Below are 20,294 nucleotides of genomic sequence, written 5' to 3'. Positions count from 1 at the left end.
CCATATCACTTAACTATATTTTTCCTTCCTTTATTGGAAGTTAATAAGAGAATTACCGCACCGCCAATAGCTGCAAGTAATGAAGCTATCAAAATGCTTATTTTCGAAATTTTAATCAATTCCTGATCATTAAATGCGAGATTGGTAATAAAAAGGGACATGGTAAAGCCAATTCCCGCAATCATACCAATTCCAATTATATGTTTCCAGTTTAGTGTAATATGTAATTCGGAAACTCCAAGTTTTTGCCCAATCAATGTAAAAATACCAATCCCTGTTACTTTACCAATTGCTAATCCCAAAAGGATCCCCAGCCCCAAAGAACCGGAAACAACCTCAATTAAATTTACATCGAGCTTTACTCCCGCATTCGCGACTGCAAAAATTGGAATGATAAAGAAAGCATTGAAATCAACAAGGGAATTTTCCAGTTTGAGCAAAGGAGGCCTTGAATTCTCAGTATCTGTTTTAATGGCTTTTAAAATTATTTGTTGTTTTTTATCCTGAAGGGGATTTAATTTTTCCAGCTCTGTTTTCTCAAGATTAGTAACGTTTGTGGCAGTCCTTTCTTTTAATATTTTACTGTCTAATTTGGGCACTATTGGAATGGTAATGGCAAAAAGTACCCCCGCAATAGTTGGATGGATCCCCGAATTAAGGAAGCAATACCATAAGATGATCCCAATAATAATATACCAAATCAAATTTTTGACCCCAGTCCAATTCATTAATAATAATAACCCAAATGCCCCCATGCCCGATCCAAGGTATATCCAGCTCAACTCGTTGCTATAAAACAATGCTATCACCAATATGGCCCCTATATCGTCAGCAATAGCGAGGGCTATTAAAAATGTTTTTAACTGCCTGGGGACATTTTTCCCCAGTAGGCCAATAATCCCTAGTGAATATGCGATATCGGTAGCCATAGGGATGCCCCAACCCTTTATATTTTCAGTGCCTAAATTTAGGCTAATAAAAATGAGGGCCGGAACTGCCATACCACCTAAAGCTGCCAACAAGGGGGCTGAGGCTTTTTTAATTGAAGATAATTCCCCCACCATAACCTCCCTCTTCAATTCAAGGCCGGCAACCAAAAAGAAAATTGCCATTAGGCCATCATTGATCCATTCTTCAATTGTTAGCCCAAAACTAAGATGCTCGGAAAATTCAAAAAGCAATTCATCGCCAAGAAAATGATGATAGGCACCTGCCCACTGTGAATTAGCTAAAAGAAGGGCAACTATAGTAGCAATTATTAAAAAAATCCCCCCAGCTGTTTCCCTGTCGAGGAACTTTGTTGCCGTTTCCCTGATATACCCAATAGTGGATTGATTTCGAACTGATTGCCCCATTTGATCTTATCTATTTTTTGAGTTAATTATTTAAACCTTAATATTTCAAAAAGCTCAGTAGCGTCTTAATTTTTAAGAACTTACTGTTAGGTCAACTTTAAATATGTAATGCCCTATCATCTGTAGCGGCCAGACACGCCTCTTTAAAGGTCTCTGAAAATGTGGGATGCCCGTGTGACATTCTTGCAATGTCTTCAGCAGATGCCCTAAATTCCATTGCTACCACCGCTTCGGTATAACTGTCTGCAATGCGAGGGCCTATCATATGCACGCCCAGTATCTCATCGGTCTGCTTATCTGCGATTACCTTTATAAAACCATCGGTATCCATACTTATCTTTGCCCGTGCGTTTGCCTTATAGGGGAAAGACCCTATTTTTATATTTTTATTGGCCTTTTTCAATTCTTCTTCCGTCAAGCCTACGCCGGCGACCTCGGGCTGGGTGTACACGATATTTGGGATGAGCGAATAATTAATATATGGCTTTTGACCAACAATAGTTTCGGCTACAAAAACGCCTTCTTCACTTGCTTTATGGGCAAGCATCGCCCCCCTGATTACATCCCCAATGGCATATATTCCTTTGACATTGGTTTCGAGATTCTCATCTACGATTATCTGTCCTTTTTCATTGATTTCCACTTCTATGTTTTCAAGTCCTAAATTTGCGGTGTACGGTTTTCGCCCAATGGCCATAAGGCAGTAATCGCCATCTAAACTCATTTCTTCTTTATCGGAAAGGTTTTCCGCTTTCAACACCACTTTGTTGTCCGTTGCTGTTGCATTCGTCACCTTATGTTTTAAATAGAATTCAATTCCCTGTTTTCTTAGGGAACGGTGCAATTGATGTCCCAATGCACCATCCATAGTGGCGATGAGGCTATCAAAATATTCTACTATAGAAACCTTTGAACCCAGGCGGGCGAATACGGAACCTATCTCCACACCGATAACGCCACCGCCAACGACCATTAAATGCTTGGGGATTTCCCGTAGGGCAAGGGCTTCGGTAGAAGAGATGATGCGCTTTTTGTCGATTTTAATATTGGGCAATGAAGCGGGTTTGGACCCTGTGGCAATGATGATTTTATCGGTTGCTATGGTTTCCGTTTTATCTTCGCCCTTAATTACAATCGTATTTTTATCCTTGATGGTGCCGTGGCCTTCATAAACGGCAACCTTGTTCTTTTTCATCAAATAGTCAACACCATTGATAATTTCCTGTACCACGTCCTGAACCCTTTGGTTCATTTTTAGGATATCGACATTGGCCTCTTTTACGTTGATCCCAAATTTTTCGAATTGATGCTTGAGCTTGTAATTATGTTCAGAGGCTTCCAACCAGGCTTTTGACGGGATACAGCCCACATTAAGACAGGTTCCTCCCAGGGTGCTATACCTTTCAACTATAGCCACTTTTAAACCTAATTGGGCACAACGGATTGCACCTACATACCCGCCCGGGCCAGATCCTATTATAGTTACATCAAATTTTTCCATATTCACATTTTTTTAAGTTAGTTACGGTGGAAAAAACCTTAAGCTTGACCATTGGGGGCTGGGATTCAGGCTTAAGGCACTTCCACCTATTATTTTTTACTACAATTTTTACATATCCCTTTTAATACCAGGTTCACATCGTTCACCTCATAATGGTCTGGCAAACTCTCTTCCGATATTTTATTTGGTAAACAGATTGTTTTCTTACAATCGGTACAATGAAAGTGCATATGTAAATCTGTACTGTGTTTAACATTGGTGTTTTCATCAGAAAGCGCATATTTTGCAAAAGCAGTTCCATCGTCAATTTGGTGCACCATGCTTTTTTTCTCAAAGAGCTTTATCGTCCTGTAGAAAGTGGTCTTATTGGCCGTTTTGATATTTTTATTGATAAAGACTTTTTGCATTTCATTTAAACTTACTGCATAAGTTTTCCTTTTGAGGTATTTGTATATCTTCGACCGCATTTGAGTAGGTCGAATACCGTGATTTGTTAATATTTTTTCCGTTTTTGTCATTTAATATTCTTTCAAAAAAGCTGGATTCTTCTAAGTCCCAATTTTTCTAATCTTTTTTATAAGCCAAAAGGCGTAGCGCATTGGCCACGACCACCAAGGTAGACCCCTCGTGAAATGCCACGGCTATCCCTATGTTTGCCCAGCTCAAAATGGTGGCCGGTATCAGCAGTGCCACAACCCCAAGGCTTACCCAAAGGTTCTGCTTGATAATAGCTTTTGCTTTTCTACTCAAGCCAATAGCAAAAGGCAGGGTTTCCAACTTGTCGGCCATTAGGGCAACATCCGCCGTTTCCAAGGCCACATCGCTTCCAGCCGCTCCCATTGCTATGCCCACGGTACTGTTCGCCATTGCGGGTGCATCGTTTACCCCGTCGCCTACCATTGCCACCTTGGATTCCTTTTCCTTTAGCTCTTTTATGGCATCCACTTTTTCCTCTGGTAACAAGCTCCCCCAAGCATCGGTCAATCCTATTTCTTTCGCCACGGCATCGGCAACCTTTTGGTTGTCACCAGTAAGCATAATCATTCGTTTGATACCGATTTCCTTTAATTTTTTGAGGGTTTCCTTGGCAGCTTCGCGAGGGGTATCCATTAGGGCAATAACACCTATATATTCTTGGTTTTTCCGAATAAGCATCGTAGTATTTCCCCCACCTTCGAGGTCACGGACTTTCGTTATTATCTCTTCGGAAGGGGTGCTCTCATCAAGCCCTTCGTACAGGTCGAGGTTACCGACATAGATTTTGTCATTGCCCAATGACGCTTTTATACCTTTGCCAAGCACGGCTTCCAAATCGGTTGCATCAGGTATTTCCTCGCCTTCCATCCGCTCCTTTCCATCGCGAACTACAGCTTTTGCCAGGGGATGATCACTCAAACTTTCCACAGCTACTGCAATTTTGAGAAGTTCATTTTCTGAAATATCCCCAAGTGGTACTACTTGCGTAAGTTTTGGCTTTCCTTCGGTCAGGGTACCCGTCTTGTCAAAGGCGAGCGCGGTAATAACCCCCAAGTCTTCCAAAGGACGACCCCCTTTGATAAGTACCCCGCCACGGGCCGCTCGTGCAACACCGCTCAATACCGCACTCGGGGTCGAAATCGCAAGGGCACAGGGACTGGCAGCTACCAATACGGCCATAGCCCTATAAAAGCTGGCACTAAACGGTTCATCGATGACCAGAAAAGCAAAGAGCAACAACACTACCAATACCAGTACGGAAGGCACAAAATATCTTTCAAATTTATCGGTAAGCAACTGGGTGGGCGATTTTTGGGTCTGGGCCTCGTTCACCAATTTTACCAATCGGGACAGTGTAGAGTCCTTTGCCTCTTTGATTACCTTTATTTCAAGCGTATTGTTGCCATTGATAGTCCCGGAAAAAACGCGGTTTTCGTCCTTTATATCATCGTCTGCCGAATAATCCTTACTCGTATCTTCCACAGGAATTTTATCCACCGGTACGCTTTCCCCTGTGATGGGGGCTTGGTTGACACTACTTTTACCATCGACCACAACGCCATCGGCAGATATTTTACTGTTTGGCTTAACTACAATAATATCGCCTTTATTCAACTTTTCAATACCAACTTCTTTGGTCTTTCCATCTTTTTTTAGCAAGGCCGTTTTCGGTGCTAAATCTGCCAGTGCCGCAATAGATTTTCGGGCTTTCTCCATCGCATAATGTTCAAGAGCGTGCCCGAGGCTGAACAGGAACAGTAACAAGGCACCTTCCGCCCAAGCGCCCAAAGCAGCGGCACCGATGGCGGCGACCAACATTAAAAAGTCGATTTCAAAACCACCTTTGGCCACTGTCTGTATGGCCTCTTTCGCGGTAAAATAACCTCCAAAAAAGTAGGCGCCTATGTAGAGGGACAAGCTGACCCAATCCGGTATCGAGTCCACGTAGGACAATCCGAAACCTATTCCGAGAAGGGCACCGCAAATGATGGCAAAAATAAGTTCGGTGTTTTTTCCAAAAACACCACCGTGGGCGTGGGAATGTTCTTCCCCGGCCCCGTGGCTTTCACCTTCCATATGATTCTGGACTTCGTTATCTTTATGCTTTTGTTCTTCTTTGCCCTTTGCCTTTTTTTTATTTAAATTTTGAGGATTCTTTTCCGCAGGTTCAAAGCCTTTATTCTCAGCAGAGGAGCTTTTATTAACTTTTATGTTTTCTTTTTCTAACTTTGCACTTATTTCATCAAAACTGGTCTCACGCTTATCATATTCTAAACGGATCATTCCTCCCGCATTGGCGGAAGCTTCCAAAACGCCTTTGATATTCAGCAGACTCTTTTCTATAGTCCTTGCATGCCGGGTATGTCTAATCCCCTCAACCTCTATAAGCAAATGTCCATATTTCTCGGTAATTTCAGCCCCGGTTCTTTCTGCCAATGATTGAATTCGGTCAATAGAGATAATGTCCGGATCATAATGAAAGCACAATTGTGGAACCGTATCTTCCTGATCATCTTTTATATGCACTTTTTCAAGACCTTCTTTGGCTTCTAATTCCTCAATAAGTCTTTGTACACAGGTATCTTTTTCATTTGGCACCTGAGGTAGCAGTACCGGAATTTTAAGTTGTAATTTTTTCATTTTAGGTATTGTTTGTTTTATGTTTTTTCAAAAAAGGGAAATGATGTGAAACCAATAATAGAATAAGAAAAGCGGATGTAACACTTCCAATGAGGTACATACCAAACCCAATTGATATACCAACCGCGGCAGTGGCCCAAATTGTAGCTGCGGTAGTCAAACCGGAAATTAAATTTTTCGCGCTATCCCTAAAAATAATTCCTGCACCAAGGAACCCAATACCGGAAACAATATTGGCGACAATGCGGGTTTGGTCAGTTACTTCAATATGAGTATTGATTATTGTAATTAATGCGGCCCCAAGGCAAACGGCTGCATACGTTCTAATTCCTGCCGCATTTCCGTCAATTTCCCTATCGAGTCCTATCAGGACACCTAGTAAAAGAGCGACAAATAATCTCGGTATCAGTGTTATTTCAGTTTGAAAATCCATTGTATTCATCTTGTATTATAAAATATAATAATCTGTTGGCTCTTTCTTTACAGGAACATCTGTTTCACCTATCATTTGTTTAATGTTTATTTCTATCGTTTCGGCCAAATCAGTCATGGGTGTATCCAAAGGGTCGTTTTCAAAGGGATCCTGCATGAGTATGGATGTTTTTTCAATGGCAATGAAAATGACTGGTATAATAAATGTTATAGCGATTTCAACTGCTATATTTTTATCGTCCAATCCAAAAGGCAACATTGTAGCAAAAACGTAGATGATCAAATGAATCAATAAGCTGTGTGCTTTGGGGAAGACAGTATTTTTTATACGTTCGCATTTGCCCATTGAATCACATAACCTGGCTATAGTACTGTCTATCTGTACCTGCTGAAAATCATTGACCATACCAATTTCTTTTGCCTTTAACAAAGTTTCAGAGTGTTGTGACAATAAAGCATTAGGAATATTAAATGCTTTAATCCCATAGGATTCTGAGTATACCTTAACCCGAGTGGAAAAGGGTAGTTTCCTCAACGATTCCCCTAGGGCATAGCACCAGATTACCTGACGATCGGTCATCTCTTTCACCATCTTTTGATAGCCTCCTTGACCCCTTGCAAAAAAAGACACACACTGCCTGACCAGTGTTCTGGAATCATTGACAATAGCCCCCCAAATAATACGGGCTTCCCACCACCGTTCATAGGCTTGATTGGTTCGAAAACCCAAAAGTAGAGCCACCGCAGTACCAAAAACGCCGGTTATTGCAATTGGAATAGAGATTTTTGACAAAAAACCATATTGGTCCATATAGCCAACCAGAATTGAATAACTACCGATAAATATCAGGTCAAATTTTATGGTTTTCAAGAAGTCAAAAATTGATATCCGCTTATTTAAGAGCATATTTAAAAATTATTTAAGTCCGTTCAATAAGTTGTTTGCTTATTCTCATAATGTAAACTATACTTCATTGCTACATTTAGAACAAAATTTTGCATCCATAGGTATTGGTTCTTGACAACTTATGCATTTTACTTTACCTAAAGGCTCGCCACAATGTTGTCAAAAAGAAGCATTTTCAGGATTGTTTTTGCCGCATTTTGTACATCTCACAACAACCTTGGGTTCATTAAATCTTGGGGCATTATTTTTACGTTGATGCTTGTTGGAATGATGACCATAATTTCCTCTTAATAAATGTTTTAAAAATCCCATATTGTTTAGTTTAAGTATGTTTCCATATATTCCAACGCCTCGGGCATATCCAACTCGCGGGTTCCGTTCCCGGTTCTGATAAAGAAATGCGAACGATCGCCCAAATTCAAATACACAGGTTTTTGTGATTTGTGAACCCTTACATAACAGATATCCTTTTCTTCAAATTGGTGAAAAGACACTTTAACCAAAGTGCAAAAATGGGTACCCAACTTGAGGGACACCAATTGCATTATATATTGCTCAAACCCGTCCTTGCCAGGTTTTTTTAAAGTACCATAATCCTGTTCCAGCCCCAGAATACTACCTTCATCATCAATTCCGATAATTAAATGCCCTCCTTGGGTGTTCATAAACCCGGCAATTGTTTTTGCTATTACGTCTTCCAAAGCCTTATTCGGTTTAAACTGCCTCAAATCCCATCTCAAGGTAGATTTAAATTCTACTTGCTGGTTTTCTCCTGCCGCAATCAGCTCTCTGATCTCCTCCAGCTTATCTCTTCTTCCGGTCAATTGAAATATTCTTTGCCTGACCATAAACATAAGCGACAAGGCAATGCCCAGCAGTCCAAATAGCAATTTGATTATGGCTTGATCCAAATCCCATACTCTAAATTCCTGCTGATATGAAGCAAGCAGGTATTTCCACCATTCGCCATTATCTCCCTGCATGTCATACATGTGGAGTGAAATAGCCAGGGGCTGTATTATAAATAAGCCAAGGGCTAATCCAATGAATATAAAAACAAATACTTTCCGTTTTTTCATTTTTACCTTCTTTTATATGCCATAGGTGCCATCGGCTTCGATACCTGTGGCCTTATAACTACTTCTTCTTATCCTGAAGGACTTTCTTCTTTTGTTCAAATTCCTCATCGCTTATCTCGTCCCGGGCGTATCGATCTCTCAGGGCTTCCATAGCCTTATCTTTCCGTCTGTTTTGTCCCGGCGTGGGGTAAGGAATTAAGAATATCCAAAAGATAAGGATTATCCAAAGCCCCCACCATATCCAGTGCATTCCCCCAAAATATCAGTCGTCCATCATAATCTTTCTGTTTAAATTTATTTAACTTTTTTAATGATTTCCTTTCTCCATCCATTCCTTGGCCAAATCTTTTTCTTCAGGGCTAAAGAATTTAATATGTGCCTTTGTAAAGGGTATCAAAACTTCCGTAAACTGTTCCTTCCATTTTGTATTTCCCACCAATGCAACCTTTTTAACGCGTTCTTCGTTCGGAAGTTTCAGTTCAATGCCCTTCCAATACGCACTTGCGGTCCACCCCTCAAAATTTTACATTATTAGTAATAAGCGAAAAATGATAAGACGGAAATATTTATATATCACATCTATCTCCCTAATTGCGGTACAAATTTTGTACGGCAGGAGGATATTTTATTTACACTTATTACATCTCCCCAGCGCTATTTTAATAAGGCACTACTGGAAGAGGATGGGATTCTATTTATACTTTTTCATCTTTCTATGTTATTTTGAATTAAATGGCATTCACTCTTTCTTTAAAATAAGCTGGGCAAATTTTATTTCTATGGATCCTTCAAGTCCAGGAACCACTTGATTTAAGCTTGGGCTTATAGTTTTCTCTATAAATCCACCGGCACTTAAAAGACAGGAAAATGTAGGACCTTGGGGGATGTGGGTCAATGTCGCTTTAAAGTAGTTTTGCACTTCTTTATTAGGAAGCCTGATCGTTACCAACCAATTAAAATCAATTGGTTCATGTGGGCGCAAAAGGAAATCCTCAACCGGGACCTTCCCGGTAAATCTTATCCATATAGGTGCTTGAGTACTTTTAAGATAGGTGGCTAGCTGTGGATTATTTGTGTCTATAGTTCTCAAATTTATGGAACCCGTAATTTCTTTACTTGTGTAATCAAAAAACATGGAAAGTTGATGGCTTTCCGCCTTAAATGCCTTGCCATCTATATTAGCTTTTATAAGGATATGCCCCTCCCGTGTACTGTATATAGTTTGGGTATGCAGGATAGGAGCCAGCATTAAAAAAAATATAGTTAGTTGTCCTTTTCCCATTATTTTTCCTGCCTAATTTTTTTCTGGTCCTTTGGTTCATTTTTATTTTGAAGAATATTTACCCGGTGTTTATATTCTTCCTCGCTTATTTCGCCCCGTGCAAAACGCTCCCTTAGAATTTCCATTGCTCCGTCTTTTTTCCGTTTTTGTCCAGGGGTGGGGTAAGGAATTAAAAATATCCAAAAGATAAGAATTATCCAAAGTCCCCACCATATCCAGTGCATTCCCCCAAAATTCCAGTTGTCCATCATAATCTTTCTATTTAACTTTTTTAATGATTTCCTTTCTCCATCCATTCCTTGGCCAAATCTTTTTCTTCAGGGCTAAAGCATTTAATATGTGCCCTTGTAAAGGGTATCAAAACTTCCGTAAATTGCTCTTGCCATTTTGTATTTCCCACCAATGCAACCTTTTTAACGCGTTCTTCATTCGGAAGTTTCAGTTCAATGCCCTCCCAATACGCACTTGCGGTCCACCCCTCAAAATTTTCCATTTCAATATACCAGTACACTTTATGGTTTGACTGTATATGGTTTTTTAATTGAGATATCAAATTGTCATAATCGGTAGCATCCAATCTATTTTGAGCTACCATATATACCTTGCTTTCTTTCTTATAAATTTTCATCATTGTTCCAATTTTTTAAATCAAAAAACTTAATCCAAGTCATTGCTACATTTCTCACAGACTCCCTTGGCCACCAGATTGATATCCTCTGCCACATAGCCTTCGGGCAGGTTTATCTGAGGGATTTTGTGCTCTGTAAGGCACACGGTTTCCCCGCAACTATTGCAATGAAAATGTAAGTGAAGGTCGTTTCCCACCTCACATTCACAATTGTCTTCGCACAGGGCATATTTAATGATGCCGGTGCCATCCTCAATTTGATGCACGATTCCTTTTTCTTCAAATGTCTTCATAGTACGGAAAAGCGTACTCCTTTCCGAGCTTTCGAAATCCTTTCCAAGGTCGCCTAAGCTAACGGCCACATTCAGTTGTGCCAGCCGTCTATAGGTCATCAAGCGCATTGCCGTAGGGCGGATGCCTTTGCTTTCCAACTTTTTTACTATTTTTTCCATTTGCTATAAAAGTATTTAGGGGTCGTAACGCTTTATGGATTCCCCGGTTTTTATCTGGAAGGCATCTTCAATATCGGAAAGATAAATTATTCCGTCACCGGGTTCAGTTGTTTTTGCATTCTCAAGGATAATATCTATTGCTGATTGTGCTTCTTCGTTTTGACATACCAGTTCTAACTTTACAACCGGACTGTCTGTTACACGGAAATCTAAAGAAGGTGATGCGCCTTTTGCTTTAAAAGCCCCGGTACCTTCCCCCTGGGAAAGCGTCATACTTTTGAATCCACTTTCACTAAGGGATTCTATCACTTTTTGAACTCGTTTCGGTTTTATAAATGCTTTTATTTCTTTCATTGCTGTAATATTAATTTTAGTATTAAGGATGAACCCTCTGGAATTTTAATTAAGACAAACATTTAACAGAGAGTCCATCCATCTAATTTTTTTAATTTAATGACCATGGGAAGTCTGGCTTTTCTGCATTTCAGAAACCAGATAATAGGCATTATTATAGGCAACCAACGTACCTTCAGGCAGAGGCTCCAGCAGTTTAATTTCAACCCAACCATCTTCATTTATTCCCGTTCTAACCTGCACTGGTTTCAATTCCCATTCGGTTTCACCATCTTCCTGGTGTTTTTGGGCCGTAAAGATGTAGGGATTTCCTTCTTCTTCAATTATTGCTTCTTCCGGTAAGGCAGGAACAGCTTCTTCACCGGTCCTGATTTTTCCGTTTATATACATCCCCGGAATTAGAAAATCTTCTTTATTATCGATTTCTGCATGCACATGTACCGCTTTGGGGTTTTGTTCAAATTGTTTCCCCACTGAATAAATTTCCCCGGTTAAATTACTGCCTGGAACCGATTCCAGTGTAAACGCAATCTTTTGGCCTTCTTTCACCTTATAAATATCTTTTTCAAAAACCATTAGATCGGCATGCACATGTTCATTATCAACTACCATAAACATACTGGTCTGAGGGTCTACATATTGTCCTACCTGTACCAGTACTTTTTCAATATAACCTCCAATTGGGCTTACTACCGGAATATATTCATATAATTCACCGTCTCTAACCTGGGAAGCATTTAGGTTTAACTGCCGTAACTGTGATTCATACCCCCGCACTTCACCTTGTACAGACTGGTAATCTGATTGGGTTTGTTGAAAAGATTTTCCAGATCCTACCTCTGCTTCATATAAACGTTTCTGTCTTTCAAATTCCTTTTCCAAAAATTGCATCCTACTATATGCATTAATATAATCAGACTGCATTCTGGTTAAATTTGGGTGAGAAAGATAAGCCAACACCTGACCTTTATTTACCTTATCCCCCTCAATAACCTTTATAGAAGTTATATTACCGCCTAAAATTGCCGTAACGGTAGCTTCATATTGTGGCGGCACTTCTAACTGGCCATTGGCTTCCACAATACCGGACAAAGCTTTTTTAGGCAAGGTATCTACTTTAATCCCCAGACTATTGAATTTCATTTCTGAAAGATGTACCGAACGCATCCCTCCTTCTTCTTCATCTCCTTCCTCACCGTGATTTTCACCTTCTTCGGTATTAGTAGTTGCAGTTTCACTGGAAGCATCTTCCCCTGCCGCAGGATTTTCTTTACATCCAAAGAATATGCTGAGCGTTAAGGCAAGCATTAGAATATTTATTGATCTTGTATTCATATCGATTTTCTTATTTTAATTTTTAATTTGAATTCTTAAGGTAATATTCCAGTTGGTAACGGCTGTCGAGATAATCGTTAAAAGCACTCCAGGCATTTACCTCGATTCTAATGGCATCTCTTATATTTTGGAGAAATGTCACATAATCGATAGCGCCTTCCTTAAAGGCCAGCACTGATCCATCTTGTTGCTCTTTAGCCAAGGGAAGCGCTTCATCCTTATAATAATTCCATGAATTTCTCCATTTGATGAATTCTTCCCGCATATTTTTATAGGCGGTTTCCAATTCGAGTTTATCCTGGTAAAAATTTTGCTCTGCAATCTTTCGATTCACTTTTGCTTCCTGAGTACGGCCTAATTCAGGCCCAAAGAATAACGGAATTTGAATTCCTATTTGATATTGGAAGAAACCCGATTGCCCGGCTATTTCCTGCCTACCGTACTGACCCTGAAATTTGGGCAAAAATTCAGATTTTCGTTCTCTGGTAACCGCTTTGGCAACATCTATCCTTTGTTCCGAAACCTGTAGCAACGGATGATTTTCAAGCGACTCTACCAGAAAGTTTAAAGGTTTGTCTAAAGTTTCAACAGGCAAATCTGGTACATCATAAATCGTATCACTAACAAACCATAGGTTTAAACGCTGTATTGATTTCAGGTAATTTCGGTATGACTGTTCCAGCTGTATTTTAACCTCGTTCGCCTGGTTGGAGGTAGCAAGATATTCCAGTTTAGAGGTAGCTTCTGTCTCATACCGGATTCTTGCAGCCCTTTCAATATCTTCAAAAATTGAATCCATTTTTCTATATACCTGATACGCCTTTTTAGTTGTATAAACAGATGTCCAGGCCCTGCTTACTTCACGTTCAATTTCAATAGTAGATAGCTCTAAGGCATTTTCAGCAAGTGCCACCCTTTCTTTCTGTAATTTCAAACGGGGAGCTATTCCAAAAACATCTATGCCTTGTTGTTGAACACCAATTTGGGTATAGATCCCATCAGAACCATTTCCTACCTCTTCTTTTCCTGTAAAGATTTGGGTATTCCCAAAATCATAAGCGGTTTTACGCAATACTTCCTCACTTTCAATTTCAAGTTGGGCAGCTTTTAATTGTGGAAAGTTTTGGATTGCCATTTCTTTAGCCTCTTCCAAACTAATAGTTTGTAAAGAATCCTGTATTGGATTTTCCGATGACATTTCATCAGATTGTGCATTTACGGAAAAGGTTCCGCCTAACATCAATCCAATTATCAAAATTGTGGCTAAAGATCGTGAATTGGAAGAACCAAGCTTGTTCTGTTCCTTTTTCTCTCGTCTCTTCTCTACAAATGTATAAAGGACAGGAAGAACAACCAGAGTAAGTAAGGTAGCTGTAAGCATGCCTCCAATAACAACCGTAGCAAGGGGTCGTTGTACTTCAGCTCCTGCTGACGATGAAAAAGCCATCGGCAGAAATCCAAAAATATCTGTTGTTGCTGTTAACATAATAGGTCGTATTCGTTCTTTGGTTCCTGTAAAAATTCTATCTTTTATACTGGTTACCCCTTCTTCTTTTAAGGAATTAAACCTGTTAATAAGCACCAGCCCGTTTAAAACGGCAACCCCAAACAATACAATGAAGCCTACACCAGCTGAAATACTAAACGGCATATCTCTTAACCAAAGAGCAAATATTCCTCCAATAGCCGCCAGTGGAATGGCTATATAGATCATAATTGATTGGGAAAAAGATTGGAGTGCAAAGTACAGAAGCACGAATATCAGAAATAGAGCGATGGGCACTACTATTTGTAAACGCCCTTTTGCTCTTTGAAGGTTTTCAAACTCCCCACCATAAGTAATGTAATATCCTGGAGGTAAATCTAACTCTTCATCCAATTTTTGCTGGATGTCATTTACCACAGATTCCACATCCCTCCCGCGGGCATTAACTCCCACATAGGTTCTTCTAAAGGTGTTATCCCTGGAAATTTGCATAGGACCCGGTACATAACTAATATCAGCTACTTCCTTAATCGGAACCTGGGTTCCATCCGGCAGATCTATATAGAGGGTACGTAAATCATCAATGCTTTGGCGGTGCGCCTCATCAAAACGTATAACCATATCAAACCGCTTTTCCCCTTCAAAGATCACTCCGGCCGTTCCTCCGGCAAAAGCTGCACTTATATAATCGTTAATCTTTTCAATGTCCAATCCATATTGCGCAATTTTTTTACGATTAAACCGCACCGTCATTTGTGGAAGACCAGATGTTCGTTCAGGGTTCACATCTCCTACGCCCGGTATAGTCTGTATTATTTCAGCCATTTTATCAGCTTTTTCAGCAAGAAGGTCTAAATCTTCACCATATAATTTTACCGCAACATCTTCCCTGACCCCGGTAAGCAGTTCATTAAAACGAAGCTCTACAGGCTGGCTAAAAACCAGGTTGACTCCCGTAAGTTCTTCATTAAGTTTCTCTTTGATCTTTTCTATCAATTCCTCTTTAGAACTTGCCGAAGTCCAATTATCCATATCCTTCTCTAATACAATAAACATATCGGCAATATCCATAGGCATTGGATCAGTAGGGATATCGGCAACCCCAATCCTCGCTACGGCGGTTTCTACTTCCGGGAAATTCTCAAGAAGGATATCTTCTATTTTTGTGGAAACATCAATTGCTTCACTCAAACCACTTCCAGGTCTTATTAAAGCCTGCATGGCGATATCCCCTTCATCAAGTTGAGGGACAAATTCCCCTCCCATTCTGGAAAAGATAAAACCGGCTACTATAAGTAAGACAACCGCAGACCCCAATACTATAAACTTCAATCTTAAAGCTCCTTTTAATAAAGGCATGTATCCTTTTTGAATCCCTCCAATAATTTTATCACTAACTTTTTCCAGCCAGCGTTCAAACTTTCCAAACCAGTTCTTTTTATTCTGAATTGGTTTCATAAATAAAGCAGACATCATAGGGACATAGGTAAGGCATAAGAAAATAGCACCTATCATAGCAAAACCAAAAGTAAATGCCATTGGCCGAAACATTTTCCCTTCTACCCCCGTAAGAAAAAGAATGGGCGCAAATACGATAAGAATGATAATTTGTCCAAAAAAGGCCGAACCCATCATCGTACTTCCGGCATCATAGGCTACTTCATCCATTTTAGCCTTATTAAATTTTATTTTGCCGGAACGCATCCGTTTTTGTATTTCATATACCGTACCCTCAATGATGATCACAGCACCGTCTATAATAATTCCAAAGTCAATAGCTCCCAAACTCATTAGATTGGCCCAGACATTAAATTGCTTCATTAATATAAAAGCAAAAAGAAGTGATAAAGGAATGGTCGTAGCGGTTATAAGTCCACCTCTTAAGCTACCTAATAGTATCACCAGGGCAAAAATCACGATTAAAGCACCTTCCAGAAGATTCTGGGTCACGGTACTCGTAGTTCTTTCAATTAAAACACTTCTGTCAAGGAAGGGTTCTATTGATAAACCTTCAGGCAAAGATTGTTCTACCGTCTCCATACGATCCTGAACATTTGCAATTACTTTATTAGGATTTGCACCTTTCAACATGAGCACCATACCGCCAACAGCTTCACGGCCATCCTGGGTAAAAGCACCATAGCGTACCTGGCTACCAAACTGGACCTCTTCAGCTGCATCTCCAATTGTTACAGGCACTCCATTTTCATTCTTGATAACAATAGATTTTATATCATCTAGTGACCTGATTAAACCCTCACCACGGATAAAATTGGCCATATTATTTTTTTCTATATATGCACCGCCTGTATTAACATTATTTTTTTGCAGGGCATCGAAGACTTGGGAAATAGAAACGTTTAACGCATTCAGTTTTTCGGGATTAATGGCAATTTCATATTGTTTTATAGAGCCCCCAAATGAATTTACCTCTACTACACCTTCGACGAGGGTCATTTGACGCTTTACGATCCAATCCTGGATGGTACGCAATTCCGTAGGGGAATAAACAGTGTCATACTCTTTTTGTGGCTTTATCGTATATTGATAAATCTCACCCAAGCCTGTAGTAATGGGTCCCATAGCGGGACTTCCAAATTTTTCAGGTATTTGGTCCCTGACTTCGTTTAGTTTTTCCTGAACCAGTTGACGGGGTTTGTAAATGCCCATATCGTCCTCAAAAACAATTGTAACCACGGAAAGGCCAAATCGGGAAACAGATCGTATTTCCGTAACCCCAGGTAAATTACCCATCGAAAGTTCAACGGGATAGGTTACAAACTGTTCAATATCTTCAGTGGCAAGATTTGGTGACTGGGTGATCACCTGAACCTGATTGTTAGTAATATCTGGTACCGATCCCAGGTTTACGGTGGACATGGACCAAATACCCATTCCTATAAGCGCTAAGGTAAGTAGCCCAATAATAAATTTATTATTAATGGAAAATGCGATTATCTTATTAATCATATAAATAAAAATTTAATTCAGTTAAAATTCTTGATAATAATTTTGTGCCTAACAAAATCTATCAATAGGACCAAGGATCTAGTATGAGAACCAGGATTTGGTCAAAAAAGGATATAATTATCCTTTAAAAAACTGAATTAAACTTTTGGGGGATCTAAAAAGGAAAGAATAGGTTCTTCCACTGAGCTGTCAAAATAGACAAAGGCTTTTGATGGAATTTCCTTAATCAAAGCCTTGAAATTTGAAGAACCGAAATCTACCGTATGCACATGGCAGCAATGACAACTACAAAAAGGAGGGCATAAATCTACTACTTTATCATGAGAATGGTCGATATCTAAATTCTGAGCAGCAACCACTGTAACTTCTGAATCAGCAATCACTTGTGAAGTATCACTATCATTACAGGCTAATAAGTTAAGCCCGAATATATACAGAGATAATATGACAGCGATAATTTTCACACTACAAAGATAAAAAAAAATCAATGCACAGATTGTGCAAAAGACAAGTGCGTATATTGAATCAAGGATTTTTATATGGTTTAATATGTTACTAAAATTTTTCGATATCCTATTTTCGTATAACTAAAATAATCCGTGTGTCTCTCACTAGAATTAGATTAAATATATTCTACAACAATTTTGCTCCTCTTAACCTCAAGGCATTGGCAATAACTGAAACCGAGCTAAAACTCATGGCCAGAGCCGCGATCATAGGAGAAAGTAATAACCCAAAGAATGGATATAATACACCCGCAGCAATTGGCACACCCAGGGTGTTATAAATAAGAGCAAAAAACAGGTTCTCTTTAATATTCCGCATTACTTTTTCGCTGAGTTTGATTGCCTTAAGCACTCCTTTTAAATCTCCTTTCACCAGAGTGACCTCGGCACTTTCAATCGCTACATCGGTCCCTGTACCCATAGCGATGCCAATATCCGCCTGTGCCAGTGCAGGGGCATCATTAATACCATCTCCAGCCATGGCTACTTTTTTACCTTCCGCCTGGAGTTTTTTTACTTCCTCCATTTTATTCTGCGGGATCATACCCGCTTTAAAATCAGCCAGGTTTAATTCCTTTGCCACGGCTGAAGCTGTTTTCTCATTATCCCCGGTAAGCATGATCACCTTAATACCTTCATTTTGAAGTTCGGATAATGCTTCCCTACTGGTTCTTTTTATCTTATCTGAAATGGTCACAAATCCTACAATACTTGAATCTATTGCCAGATATGAAACTGTTTTCCCTTTTTCCTGTTCCGCAGTAACCTGATTATTTATTTCTTCTGAAATTTCAGCATTTTTAGCCTGCATTAATTTTTCATTTCCAAGCGCCAGTTGTTTTCCTTCAAAATTGGCCGTAACTCCTTTCCCGGTAACCGAATTAAATTCTGAAGCTTCGCCATATTTGATTTTTTCCGCTTTCGCATAATTAACAGTTGCATTAGCCAGCGGATGTTCACTTTGTGCATTTACAGAAGCGATAAGGCGGGTGAGCTCCTTTTCAGAATATTCTGAAGAAACCGAAACAACTTTTTCTACGGAAGGTTTACCCTCGGTGATAGTTCCTGTTTTATCTATTATAAGCACATCGATCTTGTTCATTTCTTCCAACGCACGGGCGTTCTTGATCAAAACCCCGTTTTTTGCACCTTTACCAACTCCCACCATCACAGACATAGGTGTAGCCAGACCTAAAGCACAGGGACAGGCAATGATCAATACCGCAATAGCATTTACAAGCGCATAAACATAGGCAGGATCGGGGCCATAGATTGCCCATACAGCAAAGGTTACTACAGAAATAATTACCACGATAGGCACAAAATAGGCTGAGATTCTATCAGCCAGTTTTTGGATAGGCGCCCGTGACCTGCTGGCATCATTTACCATTTTTATGATTTGCGCAAGCAAGGTTTCATTTCCAACTTTTTCCGCAGTCATGGTGAAACTTTGATTGCCATTTATGGTACCGGAATTTACCTTATCGCCTTCCTGTTTATCTACAGGAATAGGTTCTCCGGTGATCATGGATTCGTCAATACTGGATTTGCCTTTTTTGATGGTCCCGTCTACCGGGATTTTATCGCCGGGCTTTACTCTTAGAACATCCCCTTTCTGAATCTTATCTACGGAAATTGTTTCTTCTACCCCATCAACCACTCTTACAGCCTTATTCGGTGCCAGCCTTAGTAATTCCTTTATAGCTGAATTAGTTCTGCTGTGAGCACGTGCTTCCAGAACCTGTCCCATTAAAACCAAAGTGAGTATTACGGTGGCGGCTTCAAAATAAACATGTACGGTTCCCATTTCAGTCTTAAACTGATCAGGAAAAAAATTGGGGAATAGCATACCAAACACACTGAATATCCAGGCTACCCCCGCTCCGATACCTATTAGGGTAAACATATTCAGATTCCATGTTTTAATGGACCTGTAAGCACGTTCAAAAAACATCCAGGTTGCATAAAAAACCACCGGCAGGGAAAGTCCGAACTGTATCCAATTCCAAATCTTCATATCTGCCAGGTCATACAGTGGATTATCGGGAATCATTTCAGACATCGCTATCAGGAAAATAGGAAGTGTAAATGCTACTGCGATCCAGAATTTCTTCAAAAGTGTCTTATAACCTTTTTCTTCAGCAGAACTCTGTGGTTCTTTGGGAACCAGATCCATCCCGCAAATAGGACAATCTCCTGATTCATCTTTTATTATTTCAGGATGCATGGGACAGGTATATTCATCCCCTCCTGAAGAAGGAGAACTCAAATCCATTTGCTCCACCAGATCCATTCCGCAGACCGGGCAATCGCCAGGTTTATCATAAGTTTTTTCTCCTTCGCAATGCATGGGACAATACCATGTGCCGGTTCCTTTACCTATTGGTGTTTTATCTTCAGACTGATGCTTATGTTTTGCTTGTTTTTCCCCGGGGAGCATGATATGATAATTTCCTCCGTGCTCCTGTAGGGCTTTTTCAAAAACATCAACTTTAATGTGTTCTTTCATACTGATCTCTGCATCCCCTTTTTCAAGGTTTACAGCAGCATTTACAACACCTGACACCGTATTTAAGGTTTCTTCCACATGAGATCTGCAGCGATTACAGGTCATTCCCGTAATCTTATAAGAATGTTTCATCAGTTGCCCGGCAGATTGATCAGTTTTTCCCGGCATCATTATATTATAATTGCTTCCCTCTAAGGCACGCTCAAATCTTTCCAAAGGAATATGTTCCTTCGTTTCAATCACTGCTTCCTCCTTTTTTAAATCAACAGAAACCTGAGTGACCCCATTGACCTTGCTCAAGGATTTTTCTACATGTGACCTGCAACCATTACAAGTCATGCCGGTAATTTTATAAGTATGTTTCATTTTCCTTTATTTTTC

General features: G+C 39.9%; 18 protein-coding genes and 1 pseudogene. All 19 read right to left on the bottom strand.

All coding sequences use genetic code 11. The features are described 5' to 3' along the window. Positions 1–5 precede the first annotated feature (5 nt). The 19 genes and pseudogenes from nhaA to Q1K34_RS13530 all read right to left on the bottom strand — a co-directional run bounded on the left by nhaA (position 6) and on the right by Q1K34_RS13530 (position 20,279). Positions 6–1,355 carry a Na+/H+ antiporter NhaA gene (gene nhaA / locus Q1K34_RS13615; protein ID WP_011709094.1) on the bottom strand — a complete coding sequence of 450 codons (1,350 nt, stop codon included), beginning with the start codon at positions 1,353–1,355 and terminating at the stop codon, positions 6–8. 97 nt (positions 1,356–1,452) lie between these two features. Beyond that, positions 1,453–2,856, bottom strand: a complete 1,404-nt coding sequence (gene lpdA / locus Q1K34_RS13610; RefSeq protein WP_011709093.1) for a dihydrolipoyl dehydrogenase — start codon at positions 2,854–2,856, stop codon at positions 1,453–1,455. Between the two features lie 89 nt (positions 2,857–2,945). After that, a complete protein-coding gene (locus Q1K34_RS13605) occupies positions 2,946–3,374 on the bottom strand; it encodes a Fur family transcriptional regulator (RefSeq protein WP_011709092.1) in 429 nt (142 codons plus the stop codon). Between the two features lie 46 nt (positions 3,375–3,420). Continuing rightward, entirely contained in the window at positions 3,421–5,973 is a 2,553-nt protein-coding gene (locus tag Q1K34_RS13600) for a heavy metal translocating P-type ATPase (RefSeq protein WP_011709091.1), read from the bottom strand. A 1-nt stretch (position 5,974) separates the two neighbouring features. After that, a complete protein-coding gene (locus tag Q1K34_RS13595) occupies positions 5,975–6,406 on the bottom strand; it encodes an MgtC/SapB family protein (protein ID WP_173362634.1) in 432 nt (143 codons plus the stop codon). Between the two features lie 15 nt (positions 6,407–6,421). Then, positions 6,422–7,312, bottom strand: a complete 891-nt coding sequence (locus Q1K34_RS13590) for a bestrophin family protein (protein ID WP_011709089.1) — start codon at positions 7,310–7,312, stop codon at positions 6,422–6,424. Between the two features lie 57 nt (positions 7,313–7,369). Next, a pseudogene (locus tag Q1K34_RS18040) lies at positions 7,370–7,459 on the bottom strand (zinc-ribbon domain-containing protein); the annotation flags it as partial. Positions 7,460–7,629: 170 nt separating this feature from the next. Then, positions 7,630–8,391 (bottom strand): helix-turn-helix domain-containing protein, encoded by a 762-nt coding sequence (locus Q1K34_RS13585; RefSeq protein ID WP_011709087.1) that lies wholly within the window; start codon positions 8,389–8,391, stop codon positions 7,630–7,632. Positions 8,392–8,449: 58 nt separating this feature from the next. After that, positions 8,450–8,641, bottom strand: coding sequence for an SHOCT domain-containing protein (locus Q1K34_RS13580; RefSeq protein WP_041250021.1), 192 nt, complete (start codon positions 8,639–8,641; stop codon positions 8,450–8,452). A 57-nt stretch (positions 8,642–8,698) separates the two neighbouring features. After that, positions 8,699–8,869, bottom strand: coding sequence for an STAS/SEC14 domain-containing protein (locus Q1K34_RS13575; protein ID WP_341475727.1), 171 nt, complete (start codon positions 8,867–8,869; stop codon positions 8,699–8,701). 261 nt (positions 8,870–9,130) lie between these two features. Then, entirely contained in the window at positions 9,131–9,673 is a 543-nt protein-coding gene (locus Q1K34_RS13570) for a hypothetical protein (protein ID WP_011709083.1), read from the bottom strand. Then, complete coding sequence (locus Q1K34_RS13565; protein WP_013073461.1) at positions 9,673–9,924, bottom strand: SHOCT domain-containing protein; 252 nt, start codon at positions 9,922–9,924, stop codon at positions 9,673–9,675. Before Q1K34_RS13565 ends, Q1K34_RS13570 begins: the two co-directional genes overlap by 1 nt. 20 nt (positions 9,925–9,944) lie before the next feature. Continuing rightward, positions 9,945–10,304, bottom strand: coding sequence for an STAS/SEC14 domain-containing protein (locus Q1K34_RS13560; protein WP_011709081.1), 360 nt, complete (start codon positions 10,302–10,304; stop codon positions 9,945–9,947). 26 nt (positions 10,305–10,330) lie between these two features. Then, the gene (locus Q1K34_RS13555; RefSeq protein ID WP_008613756.1) at positions 10,331–10,753 is read right to left on the bottom strand and encodes a Fur family transcriptional regulator; all 423 of its coding nucleotides are present in this window, start codon (positions 10,751–10,753) and stop codon (positions 10,331–10,333) included. 15 nt (positions 10,754–10,768) lie between these two features. Beyond that, on the bottom strand, positions 10,769–11,107 hold the full coding sequence (locus Q1K34_RS13550) for a P-II family nitrogen regulator (protein ID WP_008613762.1): 339 nt from the start codon (positions 11,105–11,107) through the stop codon (positions 10,769–10,771). Between the two features lie 96 nt (positions 11,108–11,203). Further along, positions 11,204–12,442, bottom strand: coding sequence for an efflux RND transporter periplasmic adaptor subunit (locus Q1K34_RS13545; protein ID WP_011709080.1), 1,239 nt, complete (start codon positions 12,440–12,442; stop codon positions 11,204–11,206). 22 nt (positions 12,443–12,464) lie between these two features. Next, positions 12,465–16,898 (bottom strand): CusA/CzcA family heavy metal efflux RND transporter, encoded by a 4,434-nt coding sequence (locus Q1K34_RS13540; protein WP_011709079.1) that lies wholly within the window; start codon positions 16,896–16,898, stop codon positions 12,465–12,467. Between the two features lie 137 nt (positions 16,899–17,035). Then, positions 17,036–17,362, bottom strand: a complete 327-nt coding sequence (locus Q1K34_RS13535) for a DUF6660 family protein (protein WP_041250263.1) — start codon at positions 17,360–17,362, stop codon at positions 17,036–17,038. A 169-nt stretch (positions 17,363–17,531) separates the two neighbouring features. Beyond that, entirely contained in the window at positions 17,532–20,279 is a 2,748-nt protein-coding gene (locus tag Q1K34_RS13530; protein ID WP_011709077.1) for a heavy metal translocating P-type ATPase, read from the bottom strand. Between the last annotated feature and the right edge of the window lie 15 nt (positions 20,280–20,294).

This window comes from Christiangramia sp. (genome assembly GCF_029937855.1).
Lineage (GTDB): Bacteria > Bacteroidota > Bacteroidia > Flavobacteriales > Flavobacteriaceae > Christiangramia.
Note: the sequence above shows the minus strand (reverse complement) of the source record. Positions and strands in the feature narration are given on the sequence as shown.

Excerpts from the sequence above, each read along its gene's own strand:
- nhaA (WP_011709094.1), bottom strand. The coding sequence starts at position 1,355 with ATGGGGCAATCAGTTCGAAATCAATCCACTATTGGGTATATCAGGGAA.
- lpdA (WP_011709093.1), bottom strand. The coding sequence starts at position 2,856 with ATGGAAAAATTTGATGTAACTATAATAGGATCTGGCCCGGGCGGGTAT.
- Q1K34_RS13605 (WP_011709092.1), bottom strand. The coding sequence starts at position 3,374 with ATGACAAAAACGGAAAAAATATTAACAAATCACGGTATTCGACCTACT.
- Q1K34_RS13600 (WP_011709091.1), bottom strand. The coding sequence starts at position 5,973 with ATGAAAAAATTACAACTTAAAATTCCGGTACTGCTACCTCAGGTGCCA.
- Q1K34_RS13595 (WP_173362634.1), bottom strand. The coding sequence starts at position 6,406 with ATGGATTTTCAAACTGAAATAACACTGATACCGAGATTATTTGTCGCT.
- Q1K34_RS13590 (WP_011709089.1), bottom strand. The coding sequence starts at position 7,312 with ATGCTCTTAAATAAGCGGATATCAATTTTTGACTTCTTGAAAACCATA.
- Q1K34_RS13585 (WP_011709087.1), bottom strand. The coding sequence starts at position 8,391 with ATGAAAAAACGGAAAGTATTTGTTTTTATATTCATTGGATTAGCCCTT.
- Q1K34_RS13580 (WP_041250021.1), bottom strand. The coding sequence starts at position 8,641 with ATGCACTGGATATGGTGGGGGCTTTGGATAATCCTTATCTTTTGGATA.
- Q1K34_RS13570 (WP_011709083.1), bottom strand. The coding sequence starts at position 9,673 with ATGGGAAAAGGACAACTAACTATATTTTTTTTAATGCTGGCTCCTATC.
- Q1K34_RS13565 (WP_013073461.1), bottom strand. The coding sequence starts at position 9,924 with ATGATGGACAACTGGAATTTTGGGGGAATGCACTGGATATGGTGGGGA.
- Q1K34_RS13560 (WP_011709081.1), bottom strand. The coding sequence starts at position 10,304 with ATGATGAAAATTTATAAGAAAGAAAGCAAGGTATATATGGTAGCTCAA.
- Q1K34_RS13555 (WP_008613756.1), bottom strand. The coding sequence starts at position 10,753 with ATGGAAAAAATAGTAAAAAAGTTGGAAAGCAAAGGCATCCGCCCTACG.
- Q1K34_RS13550 (WP_008613762.1), bottom strand. The coding sequence starts at position 11,107 with ATGAAAGAAATAAAAGCATTTATAAAACCGAAACGAGTTCAAAAAGTG.
- Q1K34_RS13545 (WP_011709080.1), bottom strand. The coding sequence starts at position 12,442 with ATGAATACAAGATCAATAAATATTCTAATGCTTGCCTTAACGCTCAGC.
- Q1K34_RS13540 (WP_011709079.1), bottom strand. The coding sequence starts at position 16,898 with ATGATTAATAAGATAATCGCATTTTCCATTAATAATAAATTTATTATT.
- Q1K34_RS13530 (WP_011709077.1), bottom strand. The coding sequence starts at position 20,279 with ATGAAACATACTTATAAAATTACCGGCATGACTTGTAATGGTTGCAGG.